At 54.0% G+C, this 18,833-nt stretch carries 18 protein-coding genes; 13 read left to right on the forward strand and 5 right to left on the reverse strand.

The genetic code is table 11. The features are described 5' to 3' along the window. Window positions 1–4: 4 nt before the first annotated feature. From ABWV33_RS14380 to ABWV33_RS14415, 8 genes are all read left to right on the forward strand, one after another. Window positions 5–1,015 (forward strand): AraC family transcriptional regulator ligand-binding domain-containing protein, encoded by a 1,011-nt coding sequence (locus ABWV33_RS14380; protein ID WP_353331705.1) that lies wholly within the window; start codon window positions 5–7, stop codon window positions 1,013–1,015. A gap of 171 nt (window positions 1,016–1,186) precedes the next feature. Further along, on the forward strand, window positions 1,187–1,435 hold the full coding sequence (locus tag ABWV33_RS14385; protein ID WP_147232866.1) for a hypothetical protein: 249 nt from the start codon (window positions 1,187–1,189) through the stop codon (window positions 1,433–1,435). A gap of 195 nt (window positions 1,436–1,630) precedes the next feature. Then, on the forward strand, window positions 1,631–2,497 hold the full coding sequence (locus ABWV33_RS14390) for a cysteine hydrolase family protein (RefSeq protein ID WP_353331707.1): 867 nt from the start codon (window positions 1,631–1,633) through the stop codon (window positions 2,495–2,497). Between the two features lie 131 nt (window positions 2,498–2,628). Beyond that, on the forward strand, window positions 2,629–3,114 hold the full coding sequence (locus tag ABWV33_RS14395) for a YHS domain-containing (seleno)protein (protein WP_353331709.1): 486 nt from the start codon (window positions 2,629–2,631) through the stop codon (window positions 3,112–3,114). Window positions 3,115–3,308: 194 nt separating this feature from the next. Next, window positions 3,309–3,878: a carboxymuconolactone decarboxylase family protein gene (locus ABWV33_RS14400; protein WP_353331711.1), complete on the forward strand. Its 570-nt coding sequence runs from the start codon at window positions 3,309–3,311 to the stop codon at window positions 3,876–3,878. A 1,036-nt stretch (window positions 3,879–4,914) separates the two neighbouring features. After that, window positions 4,915–7,212, forward strand: coding sequence for a hypothetical protein (locus tag ABWV33_RS14405; protein ID WP_353331712.1), 2,298 nt, complete (start codon window positions 4,915–4,917; stop codon window positions 7,210–7,212). A gap of 312 nt (window positions 7,213–7,524) precedes the next feature. Continuing rightward, the gene (locus tag ABWV33_RS14410; RefSeq protein ID WP_353331713.1) at window positions 7,525–8,460 is read left to right on the forward strand and encodes an alpha/beta hydrolase; all 936 of its coding nucleotides are present in this window, start codon (window positions 7,525–7,527) and stop codon (window positions 8,458–8,460) included. Between the two features lie 29 nt (window positions 8,461–8,489). Beyond that, window positions 8,490–9,191 (forward strand): glutathione S-transferase N-terminal domain-containing protein, encoded by a 702-nt coding sequence (locus tag ABWV33_RS14415; RefSeq protein ID WP_353331715.1) that lies wholly within the window; start codon window positions 8,490–8,492, stop codon window positions 9,189–9,191. Between the two features lie 22 nt (window positions 9,192–9,213). Here ABWV33_RS14415 and ABWV33_RS14420 read toward each other — a convergent pair whose 3' ends face one another. After that, complete coding sequence (locus ABWV33_RS14420; protein ID WP_353331717.1) at window positions 9,214–9,753, reverse strand: peptidoglycan-binding domain-containing protein; 540 nt, start codon at window positions 9,751–9,753, stop codon at window positions 9,214–9,216. Window positions 9,754–10,133: 380 nt separating this feature from the next. Here ABWV33_RS14420 and ABWV33_RS14425 point away from each other — a divergent pair, with 380 nt between their 5' ends. Beyond that, window positions 10,134–10,457 (forward strand): 2Fe-2S iron-sulfur cluster-binding protein, encoded by a 324-nt coding sequence (locus ABWV33_RS14425; protein WP_113823379.1) that lies wholly within the window; start codon window positions 10,134–10,136, stop codon window positions 10,455–10,457. Next, a complete protein-coding gene (locus ABWV33_RS14430) occupies window positions 10,457–11,290 on the forward strand; it encodes an FG-GAP repeat domain-containing protein (RefSeq protein WP_353331719.1) in 834 nt (277 codons plus the stop codon). The genes ABWV33_RS14425 and ABWV33_RS14430 overlap by 1 nt, the downstream gene beginning before the upstream one ends. 27 nt (window positions 11,291–11,317) lie before the next feature. On the opposite strand, the gene ABWV33_RS14435 is transcribed toward ABWV33_RS14430, so the two are convergent. Beyond that, window positions 11,318–12,208, reverse strand: coding sequence for a bestrophin family protein (locus ABWV33_RS14435; RefSeq protein WP_353331721.1), 891 nt, complete (start codon window positions 12,206–12,208; stop codon window positions 11,318–11,320). Between the two features lie 254 nt (window positions 12,209–12,462). Continuing rightward, window positions 12,463–13,725 carry a phosphoribosylamine--glycine ligase gene (purD, locus tag ABWV33_RS14440; protein WP_353331723.1) on the reverse strand — a complete coding sequence of 421 codons (1,263 nt, stop codon included), beginning with the start codon at window positions 13,723–13,725 and terminating at the stop codon, window positions 12,463–12,465. A 77-nt stretch (window positions 13,726–13,802) separates the two neighbouring features. Here purD and xseA point away from each other — a divergent pair, with 77 nt between their 5' ends. Continuing rightward, window positions 13,803–15,356, forward strand: a complete 1,554-nt coding sequence (gene xseA / locus ABWV33_RS14445) for an exodeoxyribonuclease VII large subunit (protein ID WP_353331725.1) — start codon at window positions 13,803–13,805, stop codon at window positions 15,354–15,356. A 3-nt stretch (window positions 15,357–15,359) separates the two neighbouring features. On the opposite strand, the gene ABWV33_RS14450 is transcribed toward xseA, so the two are convergent. Both ABWV33_RS14450 and ABWV33_RS14455 read right to left on the reverse strand, forming a co-directional pair. Further along, window positions 15,360–15,755: a hypothetical protein gene (locus ABWV33_RS14450; RefSeq protein ID WP_353331727.1), complete on the reverse strand. Its 396-nt coding sequence runs from the start codon at window positions 15,753–15,755 to the stop codon at window positions 15,360–15,362. Window positions 15,756–15,793: 38 nt separating this feature from the next. Further along, window positions 15,794–16,816, reverse strand: a complete 1,023-nt coding sequence (locus ABWV33_RS14455) for an alkane 1-monooxygenase (RefSeq protein ID WP_353331729.1) — start codon at window positions 16,814–16,816, stop codon at window positions 15,794–15,796. A gap of 138 nt (window positions 16,817–16,954) precedes the next feature. On the opposite strand from ABWV33_RS14455, the gene ABWV33_RS14460 reads away from it, so the two are divergent. After that, window positions 16,955–17,605 (forward strand): lysoplasmalogenase family protein, encoded by a 651-nt coding sequence (locus ABWV33_RS14460; RefSeq protein WP_353331731.1) that lies wholly within the window; start codon window positions 16,955–16,957, stop codon window positions 17,603–17,605. 59 nt (window positions 17,606–17,664) lie between these two features. Beyond that, window positions 17,665–18,813, forward strand: a complete 1,149-nt coding sequence (ftsY, locus tag ABWV33_RS14465; RefSeq protein WP_353331733.1) for a signal recognition particle-docking protein FtsY — start codon at window positions 17,665–17,667, stop codon at window positions 18,811–18,813. The last annotated feature ends 20 nt before the right edge of the window (window positions 18,814–18,833 follow it).

Here is an 18,833-nt window from a genome sequence, read left to right on the forward strand (position 1 = left end):
GAATATGCCCAGCGTAACCAATGCATTCGCACGCGCTATGGCCGAAGCGGCCGGGATGACGTTAACAGATGAAGGTGCGCTAGTTTCGAACGGCGCCGTCGTCCTTCGTTTGCCACGTCCCGTCGATGGGTTGCTTGCAGACACAGATTACTTTGATCTTATCGACTGGATACGCGAACGGCATCCCGATGAAGTTGCATTAGTCGAAGCTTATGCCGCATCCATTCAAACCGATGATCTTGGCGTTCTTGGGCTGGCCATCAAAACGGCACCAACGCTACGGGCCTCTCTGCAGCGTGTTGAACGGTATTTTCGTCTTGTAACAGACACTGCTGTTTATCAGCTTGTTGAAAAAGGCCCCGACGCCTTTTGGATTTTCCAGAGCCAAACGCTTCATCGTGCTGCGCTTGAGCTACGCAACGAATGCGCTCTTGCAGGCTTTGCAAAAAATATGCACCGGTTCGTTGGATCCGGGCTTGTTCTGAGTTCGGTTTCATTTCGCCACACCTGCCGATGTGATACAGATCGATACGCAGCACATTTTGGGTGCCCGGTCCAGTTCAATGCGGACCAAGACGCGATCCAGCTCAAAACTGAAATGCTCGATCTCTCGAACCGGCTTAGTGACCAGGCAGTATCGGATTTCCTGACAGGGCACCTCGAAACTAAAATGAGTTCGCTCAAAGACTCTCCGTCATTCAGCAGCACGCTATTGCATCATCTTACCCCAACGCTCAGCACTGGGTTGCCTCAGGCAGCGGACATTGCTCGCGAAATGGGCATGAGCGAACGCACGCTATATCGCCGTCTTGCAAAAGAGGGGCTTACGTTTCGCGACGTGCTGGCGAACGCCCAATCTTCGCTCGCGCAAAAGCTACTGCGAGACGACAAGATTTCAATCGCAGAGATTGCCTTTTTGACCGGCTTTTCCGAGCAAAGTACCTTTACTCGTGCCTTTAAGCGATGGGTTGGTAAGGCCCCAGCCCAGTTCAGGCAGCAATCTTCTACTGTTTGATCTGCACAATGCCTGTCTATGGCAGGTTTAGCCAAGATCGTGGCAGGCCGGGCCAATACCAGCGTCCCATACCCAGCATAATGTCTTCTCATGGATCAACAGAGAGAATGGACAGCGTGAGCACATCGCTGCGCCGCTAACATCTCTCCCCCAAAGAGAAAGGCGTTCGCCATGAGTAAGGTCAACAGAACACCCCAAGTAGCCTCTCCAAAATATCACGGCGTCGCGCCTTGGAAGATATCGCAAGCGGGATATACCGACAGAACTGGTATGTTCGGCATGCTGGTTGTCGCCATCGTAGCGGCACTGCTCGTCGGTACGTTGTCATTCCTGATTTTCATGTCAGGTGGAACCTTGACGCATGCACTGCACAGCGGCGGCGTGATGGATGCGATAACGGTTTTGCCCCCTATGGCCTAGCCACGCGCGGCTCCAACGAACACCGGTTTTGACTGAGTCAAGCGGCACCTATCCCCAAGCACGGCTTACCCCCCCTGATGCCTACAGCGCAAGCGGGCTGGCGGAGGCGTGCCTCGTGCAAAGGGACTTCACCTCATCACCCCGGCAGCAAGACACCAAAACACGCTGCCACCATCCAAGCAAAGGTCCTTTCCCATGAATGACCATGATCACCACCACCACACCAATTGCGGTTGCGATGTTACGCCCGAGCGCGTTGACATGGCACGTCGCCGACTGATGACCCGATCCGCGGGAGCCGCTGCGGCAGCGGTCGCAGCCGTGGCAGGCGGAACAGCCGCCGCCGCAACTGACGAGGCTCGGGCCTATTATGCAGACCCCAAATCCCCCGGCCTACCCCAGATCGACATGGATATTGATCCAGGCCGCACAGCGTTAGTCGTCACGGATCCGCAGATCGACTTTTTGTCCGAGGACGGCGTGACTTGGGGGGTCGTTGGCGAAAGCGTGACCGAACAAGGAACCGTGGACAACATCGAGCGGTTGTTCATCGCGGCAAAGGCCGTAGGCATGCCTGTTTTCATCTCTCCCCACTATTACTACCCCCATGACCACAAATGGAATTTTGAAGGCACACTGGAAGCGACCATGCATTCCATCGGTATGTTCGACCGGCTGGGGCCGCTGAACCTTGAGAATTTCGAAGGCTCGGGCGCTGATTGGATGCCGCAATACAAGAAGTACATTGAAGACGGCGAAACCATCGTCTGTTCGCCGCACAAAGTTTACAGCCCGGCCCAAAACGATCTGAATCTTCAGCTGCGTAAACGTGGAATCGACAAAGTGATCCTTGCAGGTATGTCCGCGAACCTCTGCACGCAGGCGCACCTCTATGATCTGCTGGAACTGGGGTACGAAGTTGCTGTCGTGCGTGATGCGACCGCCGGTGCAAAGGTACCCGAAGGCGATGGATATCTGGCTGCTCTGATCAACTTCCGAATGGTTGCAAACGGTCTCTGGTGGACAGAAGACGCAGTCGAGCGGATTGGAAAATCCGCCTGACGAAGGATCTTTGACCTAGTCAAAGCAGACTTTTTCTAAATCGCAATACAACTCTCGGCACGGTGATGCCTCTGCTGCCCTACCCAGCTTGGCATTGCCGTGTCCTTATCCCTCAATGAAAAGATAAAACCATGAACACCACTTTATTTCTTCACGCGACGGCCCTTGCGGTAACGTTTGCTCTTGCCTCGCCTGTTTTCGCGGCCGACGAATATAATGTCTCAAATGGCCTCAGCCTCAACGGGAACCCTCTGGGTATGCACGGCGTTGATCCAGTTTCGATGTTCCAAGATGGCGCCCCCGCGATTGGTGACGCGAAGTACACATCCAGCCATGACGGCGTGGATTACTACTTTAGCACGACCGAAGCTCAGCAAGGCTTTGATGCCGATCCGGAAAACTACCTGCCCCAATTTGGCGGGTTCTGCGCATTTGGCGTTTTTGTTGGCAAAAAGCTAGACGGTGATGTCCGGTATGCCGACATTGTCGATGGGAAATTGTATCTTTTTGTCAATGCCGCGATCTTCCAAAAGTATCAGGAAGACAAAACCTCTGTGATCGAAGGGGCAAACGCCAAATGGGCCGAAATCGTGCATTCACCTGTGGGTGATCTCTAACTCAACGATTGGCCAAACTCCGGCGCCCTCTGAACCGATGGGGGTGCCGCAGTCTCTTTCTCACTTCTTGCGAGATCAGACTGCACTGATCTTTGTAACCGCACACAGCTGAAAAAACTCCGGCACAGCCTCGTTGAGGATGGGCACAAAATCATCAGGCAAAATGCGGGAACCAACTAGAAATGGAACCGAACATGACAACTTTTAGCACACACACTTTGGACACTGCACCAGCGACCGCTAAGCCAATTCTGCAAAACGCACTCAAGGCCTATGGGTTTGTGCCGAACCTCTATGCCACTATGGCTGAGGCTCCGACCATTCTGGAAGGGTACACAACCCTATCAGAAATTTTCGGCAAAGCTGATCTTTCAGAAACAGAACGCCAGATCATCTTGATGACCAACAACCGCCTAAACGGCTGTGAATATTGCATGGCAGCTCATACGACCCTTTCTCAGATGGGTGGTGTCAAAGAAGAGGTCATAACAGCACTGCGCAACGACACTTCTATTCCAGACAGCAAATTAGAAGCCCTGCGTCAGCTTACGATTGCACTTAACAAAAACCGCGGCTGGTTGTCGAACACACAAATCGAAGCGGTATTAGCGGCGGGCTATACGCGGCAAACAATTTTGGAAGTCATTCTTGGCACCGCCCTTAAAACGTTGTCGAATTATACGAACCACATCGCCCAAACAGACTTGGATGCTGCCTTTGTCTCAAATGCTTGGACTTCACCAGAGTCTCAAGCAGCCGAATAGTAGCATCGACGGAGCCGCAGTCTAAATACCGGCCTCACTAATGAGTGTAATACAATTGAACCGCCAACTGAGAGTAATTCTCGGTTGGCGGGTATTGATTAAGTTTCGGGCTCATTGATTTACAGCCAGAACAAGAAATCTTTTGCGAGCGCGATAGCTGTGAGAAATACCCCAGGGATCTGTCGTAGTCAGTGACGACACGACCCCAGTCACGTTGGCGTCGGAATATGATCTCGATCCTGATTCGTCGTTTTTAGATCTGACCGGTTTGTCGCTTTGCGCCCACCCGGGCCGTACAAGGCTTTACCCCTTTTCTAATTGAGGCTTTGCAGAACCAGACTGCATCATGTCCGCGATCTCGCAGCACCCAAACCACCAGCGGATCGAATAACCGGATATGGTGTCCAACACCGTCGGTGAGGGCGTGAAATCTTACGTTTATGCCGTCTTTGCTTCGACCGATCAGTTGGCCACGCCACCCGCATTCTCCGCGAGCGGGACGCCATCCGATGCGTTTTGAGATAGGTCGCATCGGTCATTTTGTTTTGATCCCTACGCTCTGCTACCAATCCTTCCTGAATTCCGAAGACCACAACCATGTCGCTCCATCTATTCCACCATTTAAATCAACGGTGCCACTATAAATTTTACTGCAATCGCGTCGCCACCTAAAACATCAATATAACGGATCAAAAGTTGGTTGACTTATCACAATACCTAGGGCGAGACTTTAACCTGTGATTAAAAGAAAAATATGTAAAAACTCCAAGCCCTCTCATATGCGAGAGCACTCACCCAAAAAAATCCTGTTAAATAACCCCCCCAAATTAGCATATCAGATTGCTTGTGCCACCAAGCAATAAAGCGGGGAACCAGGTTGGCGGATAAAGATAAGTAATACCTCAATTAAAATCAAACGCACCGCGAAACAATATCATTGCCACATAGTATTTGAGTGGATACAATTACATTGACGCCAAAGATTTAACGAACATCAGGCAAATGTTGTCTAAGTTACTAATATGGGTGAATATCAATGCTTAACCGCCGTAAATTTCTTATTGCAGCGGCATCATCCCCCCTAAATGGCGCGGTAGGATTCGCTGCTGGCTCCAATCAGGAATATTTGGCCACGGCAAAAGAGGTTTTTGTTTCTCGGAGCGCTGCGAAGGAATGGTTAGCGAGTGGCGCTCGTCTTCGAAATGGAGAAATTTTTGTTGCTGACCAAGAGGCATATCGCTGGCGGAACGGCGCCGCTTGGATTCCTGATATGCCAAACGTAGTTCCGCAATCTGTCCCTTCCCCTAAACACTTTGGGTTTGACCCAAACATGCGATGGCGACAACTACAAGAAGGTGACCTCGACGGGATTAATGCGAAAGTATACGGCCCGTATCGTGAAGCTGGCACTAATGCCATTAACGGTTTTTTGCTTGCGGATCGCTACGCGAGAGAGGCTGGAATGGGGCTTTGCCGCGCCGTAGGTGACTATTTTGTGCGCAGCTATACCCGTAAGCGGGCGGATGGCGTTCAAAGCGAATGGCCATTCGATTTTTTTGCTGAACGACCCGATGATATTCGTGTAGCGATTTACCGCGCCGATGTTCACAAGGCCTTACCAAAAGATCACGGCCTATTCGGCTCGGAAATTGCAGAATTGGTGCATGCCGAACTGTCGCCCTCTGAATACTCTATTTCACTGAATCCAAACGGTATGGGAGGCATCATACGATACACCCCGGAAGCGGGGAGCTATATCGACGTCTGTAGGCAATTTGATATAAAAGCGAAGTGGTCGCACAGTCATCACCTGTGGACGAATTTCCAAACGTTCCAAATTGGTTTGAACTTGGCTGCCTCAGGGGCCACTTGGGATGGTGATCGCGTTATCGGGCAATACAGTTATCCTGCTTCGAAACCCTCCAACCGCGGGGAACATGGGATCGTCTTAGGTTCAAGTACCGGATATTATACATCACGCCCCCCAACAAAGAGGTCAGATGTCACCTTGCGGGCGCTCATTTGCCGTGCGGCGTCAGTAAAGAAAGATGATAATGACCCCTTTGTGGACAGTGACCCCTCGACCTTAACTGGCGTATTTGGCTGGATAACCCGTCCAAATTTAAAAGTTGGAACTTTTGGCCGCAGCAACACGAAAAGCAACATGCTTTTTCTTGCCCATTGGGGGGGGAAATACACACCTCCAGGCGGCATCGAGCTTTTGGACAAAACCTCTTATGCACTCGAAAAAACATGGCATCCCGAAGACGTCAAGTTGGTGTTTCTATCGCAAATTGACCGAGGCGCACACGGTTTCAAAAAAGGGTGGGAATTAGCCGCTGTCGCAGGGGCGGACATAGGCGCGGTCACACATATCGGGGTAAGCCATCCCTACTGGATCGGAGTTGGCGATGTGTCTGATGCTTTTGCGTGCGACGAACAGCGAAAGCGCGTCAATCGTGCGAAGATTAGTGTTTCCCATCAGACGGCTACCAACATAGCACCAGATCCAAATTCGGAATATTATGGCGTACTTTATAAGGGAACAGGCACTTCTAAATTTGAAAAATACCCCGGTACGGACATTTCTCTCCAGCGCCACGGTGAACTCAATGTGATCTGTGAAGGCCATACCATTGAAGCAGTATCAGGAACTCTTGAAGCAGTCCGCCTACGACAATTTCGTGGCTGTGTTGACTTGGGCGACTGTCGATTGCTCAACGCGAAGAAAGCACTCTATGTCTTGGGCGGGGATGGTGAATGGACAGCCCAGCTTCAAAAATTCGACGGATTGATCCATGTGCGAAATAATGCGCGTGGATCATTGCAGGGCACAATGGTGGGTGGGCCACAGTTCCGCTCCTTGGGATCTCCACTCAGCAACACTCAAGGCGAATCGAAAGAGCGAGCGACGCTTTATGCCGAAGGGCAAATTTTTAGCTTCACAACGCGCACTGCGGTCAAAAAGGGAGCAACAAAACTCCCCATTCATGCCCTGAAAAATGCATGGCATGACATAAACGCAGGAGATCAATTGGACATTGAGTTGTCGAACGGAAGTAAATGTAGCGTTCACGCAACTGGGCTTTTTGTAAACGGCGCAATGTCTGTTGGGGTCAACGAGTTACCGTGTGACTTACCCGAAAACACAACCGTTATCGTGGCTCAGAAGGGCGTAGTAACCCTCAACAACGCGGTGCCGTCTTCTATACCGGTTTGGCTATATGCAACGGTTTCTCAGGACGATGGAGATACGCAGCAAGACGATGCAGCCGTTGAAACTGCCTACATTACGAACAACGGTAAAGCCTTGGGTCACGCTTGTAAGCGATGAATCAGCAAGGCCCTCTTATGATCTAGTTCGATCCGGAGATGGCATAGGTGCGCGCACCTACGAGCAAGCGAGGCCAGCGACCTGAGGACAGCAGCATCGCGTTTAGATTCCCTATCGGAGAGCATTGAGGAAAAATCCGCCAGCGAAAAATGAAACTCCGGGCATCTTCCTTTTTATTAGCAACAAAACCGGTACCCCACCTGTTGCGTCAAACCCGCTGACGACCGTCACGCAGGTGTAATCCCTCCTTCACAGCATCGTCATAGCCTCGTGCAAGTGAGGAAGCGACAAGACCTTGGACGGGGTAGCATAATGGCACTCATCAGGATCAACGCCCAGGGCGAGACGCCGGTCATACACGGCAGCCCCCACCCCGTTGCAAGTATCTTGAAGCAAACTAAATCAACCGATGGCCCCGTCATTGTCATGACACATGGGTACAAATTCGCCCCCAATCAGGGTTCAAATTGCCCCCACCGAGATATTCTGTCTCTTCCGCCAGAGGGCGGGACCGGGATCGCGTCTCAATGGCCCCACCAACTGGGGTTTGGCCAAGGCAATCAAGCCGAAGGCTTGGCAATCGCCTTTGGCTGGGACGCGCGATGCGCGCTTTGGCAGGCACATCATCGCGCAAAACTGGCCGGGAAAGCCCTGGCCAAAGTTTTGTCTAGAGTACATCAGCAAAGCCCCCAGCGTCCGATCCACGTATTAACGCATTCGATGGGGGTTGAGGTGATTTTGGAATCCCTGCTCCATGTCCCCCCCGGCGCGGTTGATCGCATCATTTCAATGACCGGCGCGACCTATCAGGGTCGATTGATTGCTGCCCTCACCTCGCCATCTGGACGACAGGCTGAATTTGTCAACATCACTAGTCGCGAAAATGATATTTTCGACTTTTTGTACGAACGGATGGTCGCGCCTGCTGTACCGGGGGATCGGGTCATAGGACATGGCGTTAATCTCAGAAACGTTCTGACGCTGCAGTTGGATTGCCCCAAAACTCTGAAACAGATTGCCCGCTTGGGTCAAATCATTGCGCCACCCCAACGCCGAATCTGCCATTGGTCAACCTATATGCGACCGGGCACCATGCCATTTTATCAAGATTTACTGCGTAATCGCGAAAAGCTCACGCTTGATCTTTTGCGGAGCGGGCTGCCAGAAGCTCCGGCGCCGCGCTGGTCACGACTGTTTGCGCGCCCGACCGTGGTCCGCCCCTTGTTCCTGACGCAAAAACCGTCATGATCCAGCGCATACAAGCGCGAGGTATCTCTATGACTGATCCAATCGAACTCTACTATTGGCCAACGCCGAACGGCTGGAAAGTGTCGATTGCGCTTGAGGAAATGGGGCTGCCATACACCGTGAACCTAATCAATATTGGCAAAGGCGACCAATTCGCACCTGACTTTCTTAAGCTCGCACCGAACAACCGCATGCCCGCGATCTTAGATCCGAACGGGCCGGACAATGCGCCGATCTCGCTGTTTGAAAGTGGTGCAATCCTGATGTACTTGGCGCGCAAAACTGGGCTGTTCTACGGCTACACAGAGCGGGACCGGATTAACGTCGAACAATGGCTTATGTGGCAAATGGGGGGCGTGGGGCCGATGGCCGGACAGGCGCATCATTTTTTGAAATATGCCCCACACATGGACCCGCCGCAGGACCTTCCGTATGCCAAAGACCGATATCGCGCCGAAGTGGCTCGGCTTTATGGTGTACTTGATCGCAAGCTGGCCGAAACCGAATTTGTGGCCGGTGACTTTTTCTCAATCGCAGATATGGCAACTTGGCCTTGGGCGCATCTCTGGGAAGGTCAGCAACAGCAATTGGATGACAAACCGCATCTTGAGCGGTGGTTGAAAAAAGTCGGCGCGCGCCCCGCAGTGCAAGCCGGACAGTCACTCAACATTGAACTCCGCGGGGACCATCGCAGCAAGCAGGCGCAGGACGCTCTGTTCAAGCGCAAGTAACGAACCAGTTCAAGGTTCAGAGTTAATCTAGTTTAACCGCTACTAGTCCCAATTTGCGCGCCGCTGCTAAAGACAAAATACCAGAATCCAATCCCTCGGGTTTCTGGTATTTGCGCACCGCAGCGCGTGTGCGCGCATCCATCTCACCGTTAACGGACCCGCGATAAAGGTATCGCGCCGCCAAAGCCCGCTGGACCGATGAGACGAATTCCGGTGTCATTTGCTCCTGACACGGGGTTTGAAACCAGATCTCTTTGCGCTCTTGCACAATTTGCTGCTGCGTTTCCGTTTTGAAGATCGCCGGTTGCCTCACTGTGCCATCTGCCAGCACTTCGGCAGGTTGCATCATCACCTGCAGCGTAACGGTTTCGATAACGGCTGGTGTAACATGTTTGCCCCAACACGTTCCTGGTTCGGCGCCCGGTGGGGCAACTTGGCTTAGGCGCGACACTTCGGGTTCGTTCAGCGCATCCAGATCCGGCAAGTTATCAACGCACGCACTCACGCTCAGCCCAAAACAAGCAACCGCCATCAGGCGCAACGGAAATCGAAACTGGGTCATGCTCTGAGCCTCTGGGGGCGGTTTTTCTGAACCATACCGTATTCCTTGGTATGAGGCAAAGCCTGCAGGAGGCCTGTGTCAGGAAATCAGGGATAGATTGCTTTTCCGAAGGGGCGCGCGCGCCTCTGAACCAGGGCACACTCAAGTTACATGGCCCTTAACCCAAACTCTGCGGCCACGACAGTTTGCGACAAAATTATGAGAGAGAGCGCACCTTTATATCCCGCACGAAGGCCATCCCAGTACGCCAAACAGGAACAAAAGAAGAATATACGTTACGAAAGTCCAGACGCGCCATGCCTACGTCGCAAATGAGGCTGGCATCCGCTTTTGCGCTTGTCTAAGGAAATGGCGGAACATCGCAGAGGAAGACCTGAGCAATGGCAAAGATTACCTATATCGAGCACGGCGGCAAAGAGCATACCGTGAATGTCGCCAACGGACTGACCGTGATGGAAGGCGCGCGCGACAACAACATCCCCGGCATCGAAGCCGATTGTGGTGGTGCTTGTGCGTGCTCGACCTGCCACGTTTACGTACATCCTGACTGGGTTGAAAAGATCCCAGCCAAGGACGACATGGAAGAAGACATGTTGGATTTTGCCTTTGAACCGGATGCAGCCCGCTCGCGTCTGACCTGTCAGGTAAAAGTGACAGACGCATTGGACGGTTTGATCGTTCAAATGCCGGAAAAACAGATCTGATGCAGATCTCTGGGTCCAAAGCGCGGCGTCAGCTGGCCCGCCTTTGGCCCGGCCCTGCCCGCCGCGCAAGGCAGATGGCGCGTCTTTGGCTATTGGCCGCCCTTGGAACTGGGGCTGGCCCAGTTGCGGCGCAAATGAGTGCGAACGACATCGGGGAGTGGTTTCCCGATGGTCAAACCATCAAAGACGCTTCCTTTCAGCTCCCTACAACGCGGTACGCACATGGCGTGCTCGGCGACGCCATCGAATTTGGTGGTCTCTCTATCTCCTTTGATGGGCGCAATGGCGTGACCTCAAATGTGACGGTAGAACTTCCAACCGATCACGTTTTTGAAGATATCGAACCACGACTTGTGGACCTGAATCTGGATGGGCACGCCGATGCCGTTATGGTTGTTGAAACAGACATGGCGCTTGGGGCTGCGCTCGCTCTATATGGACCCAGCGGAAAAATCGCTGAAACACCCCATATTGGCCGTACAAATCGATGGCTCGCACCTGTCGGGGCAGCTGATTTGGATGGGGATGGGCATATTGAAATCGCCTATATTGATCGCCCACACTTGGCGAAAACCCTACGCATTTGGCGGTTCAGTAACCAGCGGTTAAACGAAATCGCCCAGATACCCGGACTTACCAACCATCGCATCGGTGACGACTATATCTTCGGTGGCATAGCAAACTGCGGCTCCGCCCCCGAAATGATTCTGGCATCAGGTAACTGGCGCCGCCTTCAATCCGTCACCTTTGATCGCGGTTGGGACGTAAAAGATTTGGGACCGCTAAGCAGCAAGGGCGCATTAGAAGCCTTATCATGTGACCAAAACAAGTAAGCTTCAGCCCCCTATCCAAGCCCAGAGTTAACTCAGCACATGTGCCACAGGCTGCATTCGTTTAGGTGCGGCTTCACCCAGATGTGGCGCAAGTGCGATCTCGACCACCCGACACATCGCATCCAGTGGCAGGCTATTTACGGTAGATCCAAATGGACGCTCCAATTCCTCTGTGACCGCCGCAAGCCCAAAGAAAACATAAGCAATCACCGCGACAAAAACCGGCGTCATCCACCCTGCGATGTTCATCACCCCCAAAGGTACCAGCAAACAATACAGCAAACTGGTTCGATGCACTAAAAGCGAATAAACAAATGGCAATGGCGTTGTGGCGATCCGCTCACATCCGGCCTGCGCCAATGCCATCGAGGCGAGTCGCTCGGACAAAGCCTTGGCGCCAAACCCGTCGAGCGCACCGTTTTTCTGAGCGTCCCTGAGGGAATGCGCGATGGCATTCAGAGCGGCACACGGGGGATGAGGGGCATCAAGCAGATCGTCCACCCAAACACGCGCAATCCCATCCGGGGAAATTCCACGCAGGTTCACCCTGTGAAGATGAATGAACCCACCGGCCAATCGCAACAATGTATGACGATGAGAGACCTCAGAGACAAACACATCCAGCTCGCGCGCATAGGCACGACAATCGGCAATCAACTGCCCCCACAATTTGCGCGCTTCCCACCAACGGTCATAAGCTGCGTTGTTTCGAAACCCAAGGAACAGCGACAAAGCCACTCCAAAAACCGCAAACGGCGCAGCCCCAGCCAAATGAATGGGCCAAATGGCGTGGTCGAACCAAACCAATGCGATAGAAATCCCAGTGACCACCGCAATGCGGGGGAGGATCTTAGGCAAAACAGATCCGCGCATGGCAAAGGTCAGCGCCCAAAGTCCCGGTTCATCACGTACGATCAATCGCTCAACCCGCCTTTGCTCTGTCGCACCAATCCGCTCTAGCTCACAGAACCACTGCGCCTAAAGCCAATTTGACCCTTGCGGATTCGCAGACAAAGCTCTCACGAGAATACGTCACAGATACCTGTAAACACGCCATTGGGATCTAGACTGATCAATCAGGCGCAACCGCAGCCCGCTTTTGCGGGCTGCCGGGCCCAAGGCCCTTGGCGGTGCATCTTTGATGCATTCCAAGACGCGGGAGCCCCTCGCTCTCAGAGGGCGCGCCAACCGATGTCATTGCGGTAGAAACCACCGGGCCAATCGATTGCTTCAACCATCGCATAAGCCCGATCGCGGGCCTCCTGCAACGTGTCACCTCGTGCCGTCACGTTCAAAACACGCCCACCAGAGGCCAGTATCGCACCACCCTCGGCTTTGGTGCCTGCGTGAAACACCATATTTCTGCTATCTTCCGGTAGCGCATCAAGGCCATTGATTTCAGACCCTTTTTCATAGGATCCAGGATACCCATTTGCCGCCATGACCACGGTAATAGCATGATCATCACCCCAGTTGACACGTGTATCGTTCAACCGTCCTTCGGCGGCGGCATGCATCAAGTCCATCGCCTGTGCCCCCAGGCGCATCATCAGAACCTGACACTCTGGATCGCCAAAGCGCACATTGTATTCGACAAGGCGGGGTTGCCCGTCCTTGATCATCAGACCCACATACAAAACGCCCTGATACGGCATGCCCCGTTTGGCCATTTCGGTCATCGTAGGCTGCACGATCTGCTCCATTGCGCGCGCTTCGATCTCTGCGCTTAGCACTGGAGCCGGGGAATAAGCTCCCATACCGCCAGTATTGGGGCCGGTGTCGCCATCGCCAACGCGTTTGTGGTCTTGTGCTGATCCCATCGACAGGATGTTTTCACCATCGCAAAGCACAAACAAAGACGCCTCTTCGCCTTCCATGAACTCTTCGATCACCACTTCGGCGCCCGCGCCCCCAAAGGCCCCGCCAAACATATCATCGATCGCATCCAGCGCGGTTTGTATATCAAACGCCATGATTACGCCTTTGCCCGCTGCCAAGCCATCGGCTTTGACAACAATGGGCGCGCCCTGTTCACGAATATAGGCTTTGGCGGCCTCTGCATCCGTGAAATGGCCATAGCCCGCTGTGGGCGCATTCGAGGCGTCGCAAATTTCCTTGGTAAAACTTTTGGAGGCTTCCAGACGCGCTGCTCCTTCCGAAGGTCCAAAGACCAGAACACCCGCGTCGCGCAGCCGATCCGCCACACCTGTTGCCAAAGGTGCCTCTGGGCCAACGATCACAAAATCAATGGCATTGGCTTCGGCGAACACGGCCACTGCACCGCCATTCATGATGTCCAGATCAGCACATTCTGCGATTTGTGCGATGCCCGCATTGCCCGGGGCAACAATCAACTTGTCGCACTTTGGGTTCTGCATGACTGCCCAGGCCAACGCGTGTTCGCGCCCACCACTACCGAGTATAAGAATATTCATGGGAACGCGCTCCGATCTGCTTGGCCTTGCTTGTCGCGCGTTCTAAGCTGCACAGGCTGACGAAACAAGGCGCTGAAATGTCCGACCTGCTAGACGACCCGATCCCGGGGCAAAATATGCCCGAATATTCCGTTTCCGAACTGTCCGGAGAAGTGAAGCGCACACTCGAAGGGTCGTTCGGGCGAATCCGTGTGCGCGGCGAAGTGGGACGTGTCTTTACCGCCCGTTCTGGCCACTTGTACTATGATGTCAAAGACGATCGCAGCGTTCTAGCCTGCACAACGTGGAAGGGTCAGGTTTCGGGTCTGTCCGTCGTCCCCGAAGAAGGTTTGGAGGTCGTCGTAACCGGGCGCCTCACAGCATTTGGCGCACAGTCAAAATACAACATGAACGTGGATGAGGTCGCTGTCGCAGGCCAAGGCGCGTTGATGGCATTGCTGGAAAAACGCAAAAAGGCGCTCGAGGCCGAAGGGCTCTTTGCCCAAGAGCGCAAGAAGCGGTTGCCATACCTACCCGAAATCATTGGGGTCATCACATCTCCGCAAGGCGCGGTTATCAAAGACATTCTGCACCGCCTTCGGGACCGGTTTCCCCGCAAAGTGTTAATCTGGCCGGTTGCCGTCCAAGGCGCGAACTGCGCCCCAGAAGTGGCCTGTGCCATTGATGGCTTTAACGCTTTGACGCCCGGCGGGGCATTGCCACGCCCGGACCTGATCATCGTGGCGCGAGGCGGTGGGTCAGTCGAAGACCTCTGGGGGTTTAACGAAGAGGTGGTCGCCCGCGCCACCGCAAACAGCGAAATTCCCCTGATTTCTGCGGTCGGGCATGAAACAGACACAACACTGATTGATTTTGTCTCGGATCAACGCGCACCAACTCCCACGGCGGCGGCTGAACTGGCCGTTCCGGTGCGTCTGGAACTAGCTGCTTGGATCGAAGAACAAGGCGCGCGCCTCAGCCGCAGCGGTGCGGATGCCGTTCAACGGCGTGCACAGCGTCTGCGCGATCTGTCTCGGGCCCTGCCACGTGCGGACAGCCTGTTGGACAGTCCCAGACAACGACTGGACCAGATTTCTGACAAGTTACCTAATGCCCTGATTCGCGGTGTTCAAACCCGTCGCTTGAATCTGTCTGAAACCACCGCACCCTTACGGCCTGCCACTTTGTTGCGACGCATAAAGGATGATGCAACAGTCACTAATCGCCTTGCAGCCCGTTTGAGCCCAGCACTGGATCGATTGATTGAAACGCGGCGTGAACGCCTTGATATCCGCGCCAATGGGCTAAAGCCTCTCCGTTTACAAAATGATCTGGCACGCAAGACTGCAGAATTGCAGGCGCTGTCGCAACGCCTTTCGACCGTAGCTCAAACTCAGATCAAACGCCTGCGCGCGCAGCTGGAAACAACTGAGCGGTTGCGCACATCTCTTGGGTATGAGGCGACGCTTGAACGCGGGTTTGCCGTTGTGCGCTCGAAAGACACGCTGATCACCAGCAAAGCGCAGGCTGCCAAAGCCAGTGATTTGGAAATCCAGTTCCACGATGGACGTCTCGCGCTTGGCGCAAAAGCCGCTGCGAAACCTACAGCAAAGCCGAAACCAACGCCCCCTGACCAAGGGTCCCTATTTTAAATATCAACTGCCGACATCAGGCCCAAAACACACCATCTCTTCGTCGACCTGTTCAGCCTCATAAAGCTCAGTCGCCTCTGGATCCCCTTCAAAACGCGCCACAAGTCCGCGTGGCGTATCTACAAACAGCCAGCATTGCGGATCAGGACGGTCATCATACAGGAAGCAAATTTGCTCATCCTGCGGGTACCAGATCCCTTCTTTGCAATCCCCATCTAGGTAAGACCATGCAACCCTGCGCCCCCCCATATACCGTTCAACGCCATAAGCGATGCCATCAAAGCCATAATACAACGTTTTCCCACGCGTATATGCATCAAATTCATCAGCGGTCATGACGCTTTGCGCAGCACCTGGCCCTGCTGACAACAAGATGAGAATCAAGAAACGTCGTATCATAAAATTATTTTGCCAGATCCGAACTGCCCACGCTACACTCAGCTCTCGCTCGGCCTAACCGTCAGGTCCGCCAATCTGCAATCCATGACATGACGCCACCAAGGCGGGCACAAGGCGATAACAGCCATCACGGGCATACTGTAGGGCAGCATTGGCAGATCCGGCGAAACATCCAATTGCGGGAATTTGCGATCTGGAAACAGATGATGGTCAGAATGATGCGGCGCGTTGAGCATCATCGCTGCGCTATACCAATGGGGTGCGTTCCATGAATGATATGCCTTTACAGGCTCATAGCGCCCAGCCTTAATCAGGCTCCGCCGCAAGCCATAGTGCTGCACATAATCAGCCAACAGCAATTGAACCTGCGCATGGCCCGTCACCGCAACCAACGCGACCACGCCCCAACCACCCGAAATCCCAAAGGCGCCAAGCAAACACAGTCCAGCCCCTAAAGAATAAATCAGATAGGGATGTTTCCAAGATGGCCGCTTTTGACGGCGCGCCTTTTCCGCACGCCACCCCGCCACAAACGAGCCCCACCAAGCACGGAACCAAAACCGATAGAATCCCTCACCCCGTTTGGCCGAATTCGGATCTTTGTCGGTTGCGACATGCACATGATGCACCAAACGGTGTGCCGAGACGTGATGACCAAACAATAGACTGACGTAAATCGCGACACCAAGCGCCCGATACCCACGCCCAGACCTATGGATAAGCTCGTGCGCATTGGGGTTTGAAACCTGTCCCAGCCACAACCCAACCGCGCTGCCAAGGGCCAGAACGTGCCAAACGCCCATTGTCCCCTGTGTCAGCCCCCAAACAGCAAGGCCCAAGACCACAAAATGCACAACACCCAAACAGATTGTCAGACAATCCCCGAGCCGCAAACTCTGCTCATCGTCCCGTTTTGCCAAAGGGGCCAAAGGGGCTGAATCCATGAGAACGACATACAGCGTCATGCCCAGCAAGGCTGCGAAACACCACATCCCCTGTAACACACAGGCCAGTGCAATCAGGGCAGCCGGTAGCACAGTAGCCAGTCCATACCAGATCATTCCTGCGCCCTTTCATGCCCAATAGCCCTGCACCAGCGATACACAGCGGTCATTTCCTTGTGGCCTCAAATAGTAAGCTTGCAAAGGGGGAACAAATTTTGGACCATGCCCGCAAATTGTATGCTCAGCGGAGCTTTGATGCCTATCCCTCTCTTTTGGACCCTGTTCATTCCGGCTGCGGCCTGCGCCATTCTTTACCTAACTATGACAGCGCGTGGTGCCAGCCCCGTGCGAACCCTAACCAAAACGCTGTCGGTTGCGCTATTGGCGATTTTGGCGGCGTTCAGTGACGCCCCCATACTCTTGGCAATTGCTTTGGCTTTGTGTGCAGCTGGGGATGCGTTTTTATCAGCTGAAACTGAACAAACCTTTATGGCTGGTATCGGGAGCTTCGCCGCAGGCCATATTGCCTACATCCTCTTGTTTTTAACCCACAGCCACAGTGATCTGGACCTCTTGTCCGATAACGCGTGGATCATCGCGGCGTTGGCTGCTCTGGGTGTTGTTATGGCCGTGGTGCTGGCGCCACGTGCTGGGGACCTGCGTGTTCCGGTTCTGCTATATATCCCGATCATTCTTGGCATGGGCGTTGCGGCCCTTTGCTTGCCCGCAACCGGCATGCTGGTCTGGGCTTGGCCTGCCGCCGCCGCCTTTATCGCGTCGGACCTGACGCTTGCGACGGAAAAGTTCCTGTTGCCTGAAGGGCATCCGGCGATGCGCGTAACGCCCTATCTGATCTGGCCCCTTTATTGGGGTGCACAAGTCGGATTCCTTCTTGCGTTCACCTGACCCTTTGCAACCGGCGCAAATCCGCATTAGGTGGAAGTGATACTTGGCGGAGATCCGAAATGGCCTTTTTCTCAAAGCTCAAAGATAAGCTCTTTAAATCCTCTTCTAAATTGGAACAGGGCTTGGACGCTATTGTTGAGGACGGTGGTCAGGAAGAACCCGTTACAGCCGCTGAAGAGCAACCGGAAGTCCCCACACCAGTCACAGCGCCTGCACAAGCAGAACCCGAGCAAACCATTGCAGCGGCACCAACACCCCAGCCGACCCCTGCTCCGGCTCCTGCACCTCCTGCACAGACCCCAAGCGAAACCGCCAATCCTAAATCTATTCTAGGTCGCCTGTTTACCCGCGACGATGCGAAAACCGTCGTTCGGCGCACCCTTGATGACGACATGCTGGAACAGCTCGAAGAACTGTTGATCACGTCTGATATGGGGGTTGATACCGCCCTGCGCGTCACTGCAAACATGGCTGAAGGTCGCTACGGCAAAAAGCTCTCAACTGATGAGATCAAACAACTTTTGGCGCAGGAAGTTACCCGCATCATGGAACCGGTGGCAAAACCGCTGCCCATCTACCCAAAGCGTCCGCAAGTCGTCTTGGTGGTTGGTGTAAATGGATCGGGTAAAACCACCACGATCGGCAAGCTGGCCAGCCAATTCAAAGGCGCCGGTAAAAAGGTCGTCATTGCGGCAGGCGATACCTTCCGCGCCGCCGCCGTAGAGCAACTGCAGGTTTGGGGTGAACGCGCTGGCGTGCCCGTCTTGACAGCACCAGAAGGGTCAGACCCCGCCTCGCTTGCTTTTGATGCCATGCAACGTGCCGAAGAAGACGGCGCGGATCTGCTGATGATTGACACCGCTGGCCGCTTGCAAAATCGCGCGGATCTAATGGAAGAGCTCGCAAAAATCGTCCGCGTCATTCGCAAAAAGGATGAGACAGCGCCCCACAACACCCTTCTGGTGCTGGATGCCACAACAGGGCAGAACGCGCTGAGCCAAGTCGAAACCTTTCGCAAAATATCCGATGTATCCGGGTTGGTCATGACGAAGCTGGACGGAACAGCCAAAGGCGGCGTTTTGGTGGCTCTGGCTGACAAGTTTGGCCTGCCGATCCATGCCATTGGTGTCGGGGAACAGATCGACGACCTCGCCCCCTTTGATCCCGAAGATTTTGCAGCCGCTCTGACGGGCCTGGGTCAAAACTGATCCTTTGCCACCACCCTAAC

The organism is Phaeobacter sp. NW0010-22 (assembly GCF_040365955.1).
GTDB lineage: Bacteria > Pseudomonadota > Alphaproteobacteria > Rhodobacterales > Rhodobacteraceae > OMPR01.

Bases quoted from the DNA above. Each gene is read 5' to 3' on its own strand.
- xseA (WP_353331725.1), top strand. From the start codon at position 13,803: ATGTCCGACCTGCTAGACGACCCGATCCCGGGGCAAAATATGCCCGAA.
- ABWV33_RS14430 (WP_353331719.1), top strand. From the start codon at position 10,457: ATGCAGATCTCTGGGTCCAAAGCGCGGCGTCAGCTGGCCCGCCTTTGG.
- ABWV33_RS14380 (WP_353331705.1), top strand. From the start codon at position 5: ATGCCCAGCGTAACCAATGCATTCGCACGCGCTATGGCCGAAGCGGCC.
- ABWV33_RS14450 (WP_353331727.1), bottom strand. From the start codon at position 15,755: ATGATACGACGTTTCTTGATTCTCATCTTGTTGTCAGCAGGGCCAGGT.
- ABWV33_RS14425 (WP_113823379.1), top strand. From the start codon at position 10,134: ATGGCAAAGATTACCTATATCGAGCACGGCGGCAAAGAGCATACCGTG.
- ABWV33_RS14395 (WP_353331709.1), top strand. From the start codon at position 2,629: ATGAACACCACTTTATTTCTTCACGCGACGGCCCTTGCGGTAACGTTT.
- ABWV33_RS14405 (WP_353331712.1), top strand. From the start codon at position 4,915: ATGCTTAACCGCCGTAAATTTCTTATTGCAGCGGCATCATCCCCCCTA.
- ABWV33_RS14410 (WP_353331713.1), top strand. From the start codon at position 7,525: ATGGCACTCATCAGGATCAACGCCCAGGGCGAGACGCCGGTCATACAC.
- ftsY (WP_353331733.1), top strand. From the start codon at position 17,665: ATGGCCTTTTTCTCAAAGCTCAAAGATAAGCTCTTTAAATCCTCTTCT.
- ABWV33_RS14455 (WP_353331729.1), bottom strand. From the start codon at position 16,816: ATGATCTGGTATGGACTGGCTACTGTGCTACCGGCTGCCCTGATTGCA.
- ABWV33_RS14420 (WP_353331717.1), bottom strand. From the start codon at position 9,753: ATGACCCAGTTTCGATTTCCGTTGCGCCTGATGGCGGTTGCTTGTTTT.
- ABWV33_RS14400 (WP_353331711.1), top strand. From the start codon at position 3,309: ATGACAACTTTTAGCACACACACTTTGGACACTGCACCAGCGACCGCT.
- purD (WP_353331723.1), bottom strand. From the start codon at position 13,725: ATGAATATTCTTATACTCGGTAGTGGTGGGCGCGAACACGCGTTGGCC.
- ABWV33_RS14385 (WP_147232866.1), top strand. From the start codon at position 1,187: ATGAGTAAGGTCAACAGAACACCCCAAGTAGCCTCTCCAAAATATCAC.
- ABWV33_RS14390 (WP_353331707.1), top strand. From the start codon at position 1,631: ATGAATGACCATGATCACCACCACCACACCAATTGCGGTTGCGATGTT.
- ABWV33_RS14460 (WP_353331731.1), top strand. From the start codon at position 16,955: ATGCCTATCCCTCTCTTTTGGACCCTGTTCATTCCGGCTGCGGCCTGC.
- ABWV33_RS14415 (WP_353331715.1), top strand. From the start codon at position 8,490: ATGACTGATCCAATCGAACTCTACTATTGGCCAACGCCGAACGGCTGG.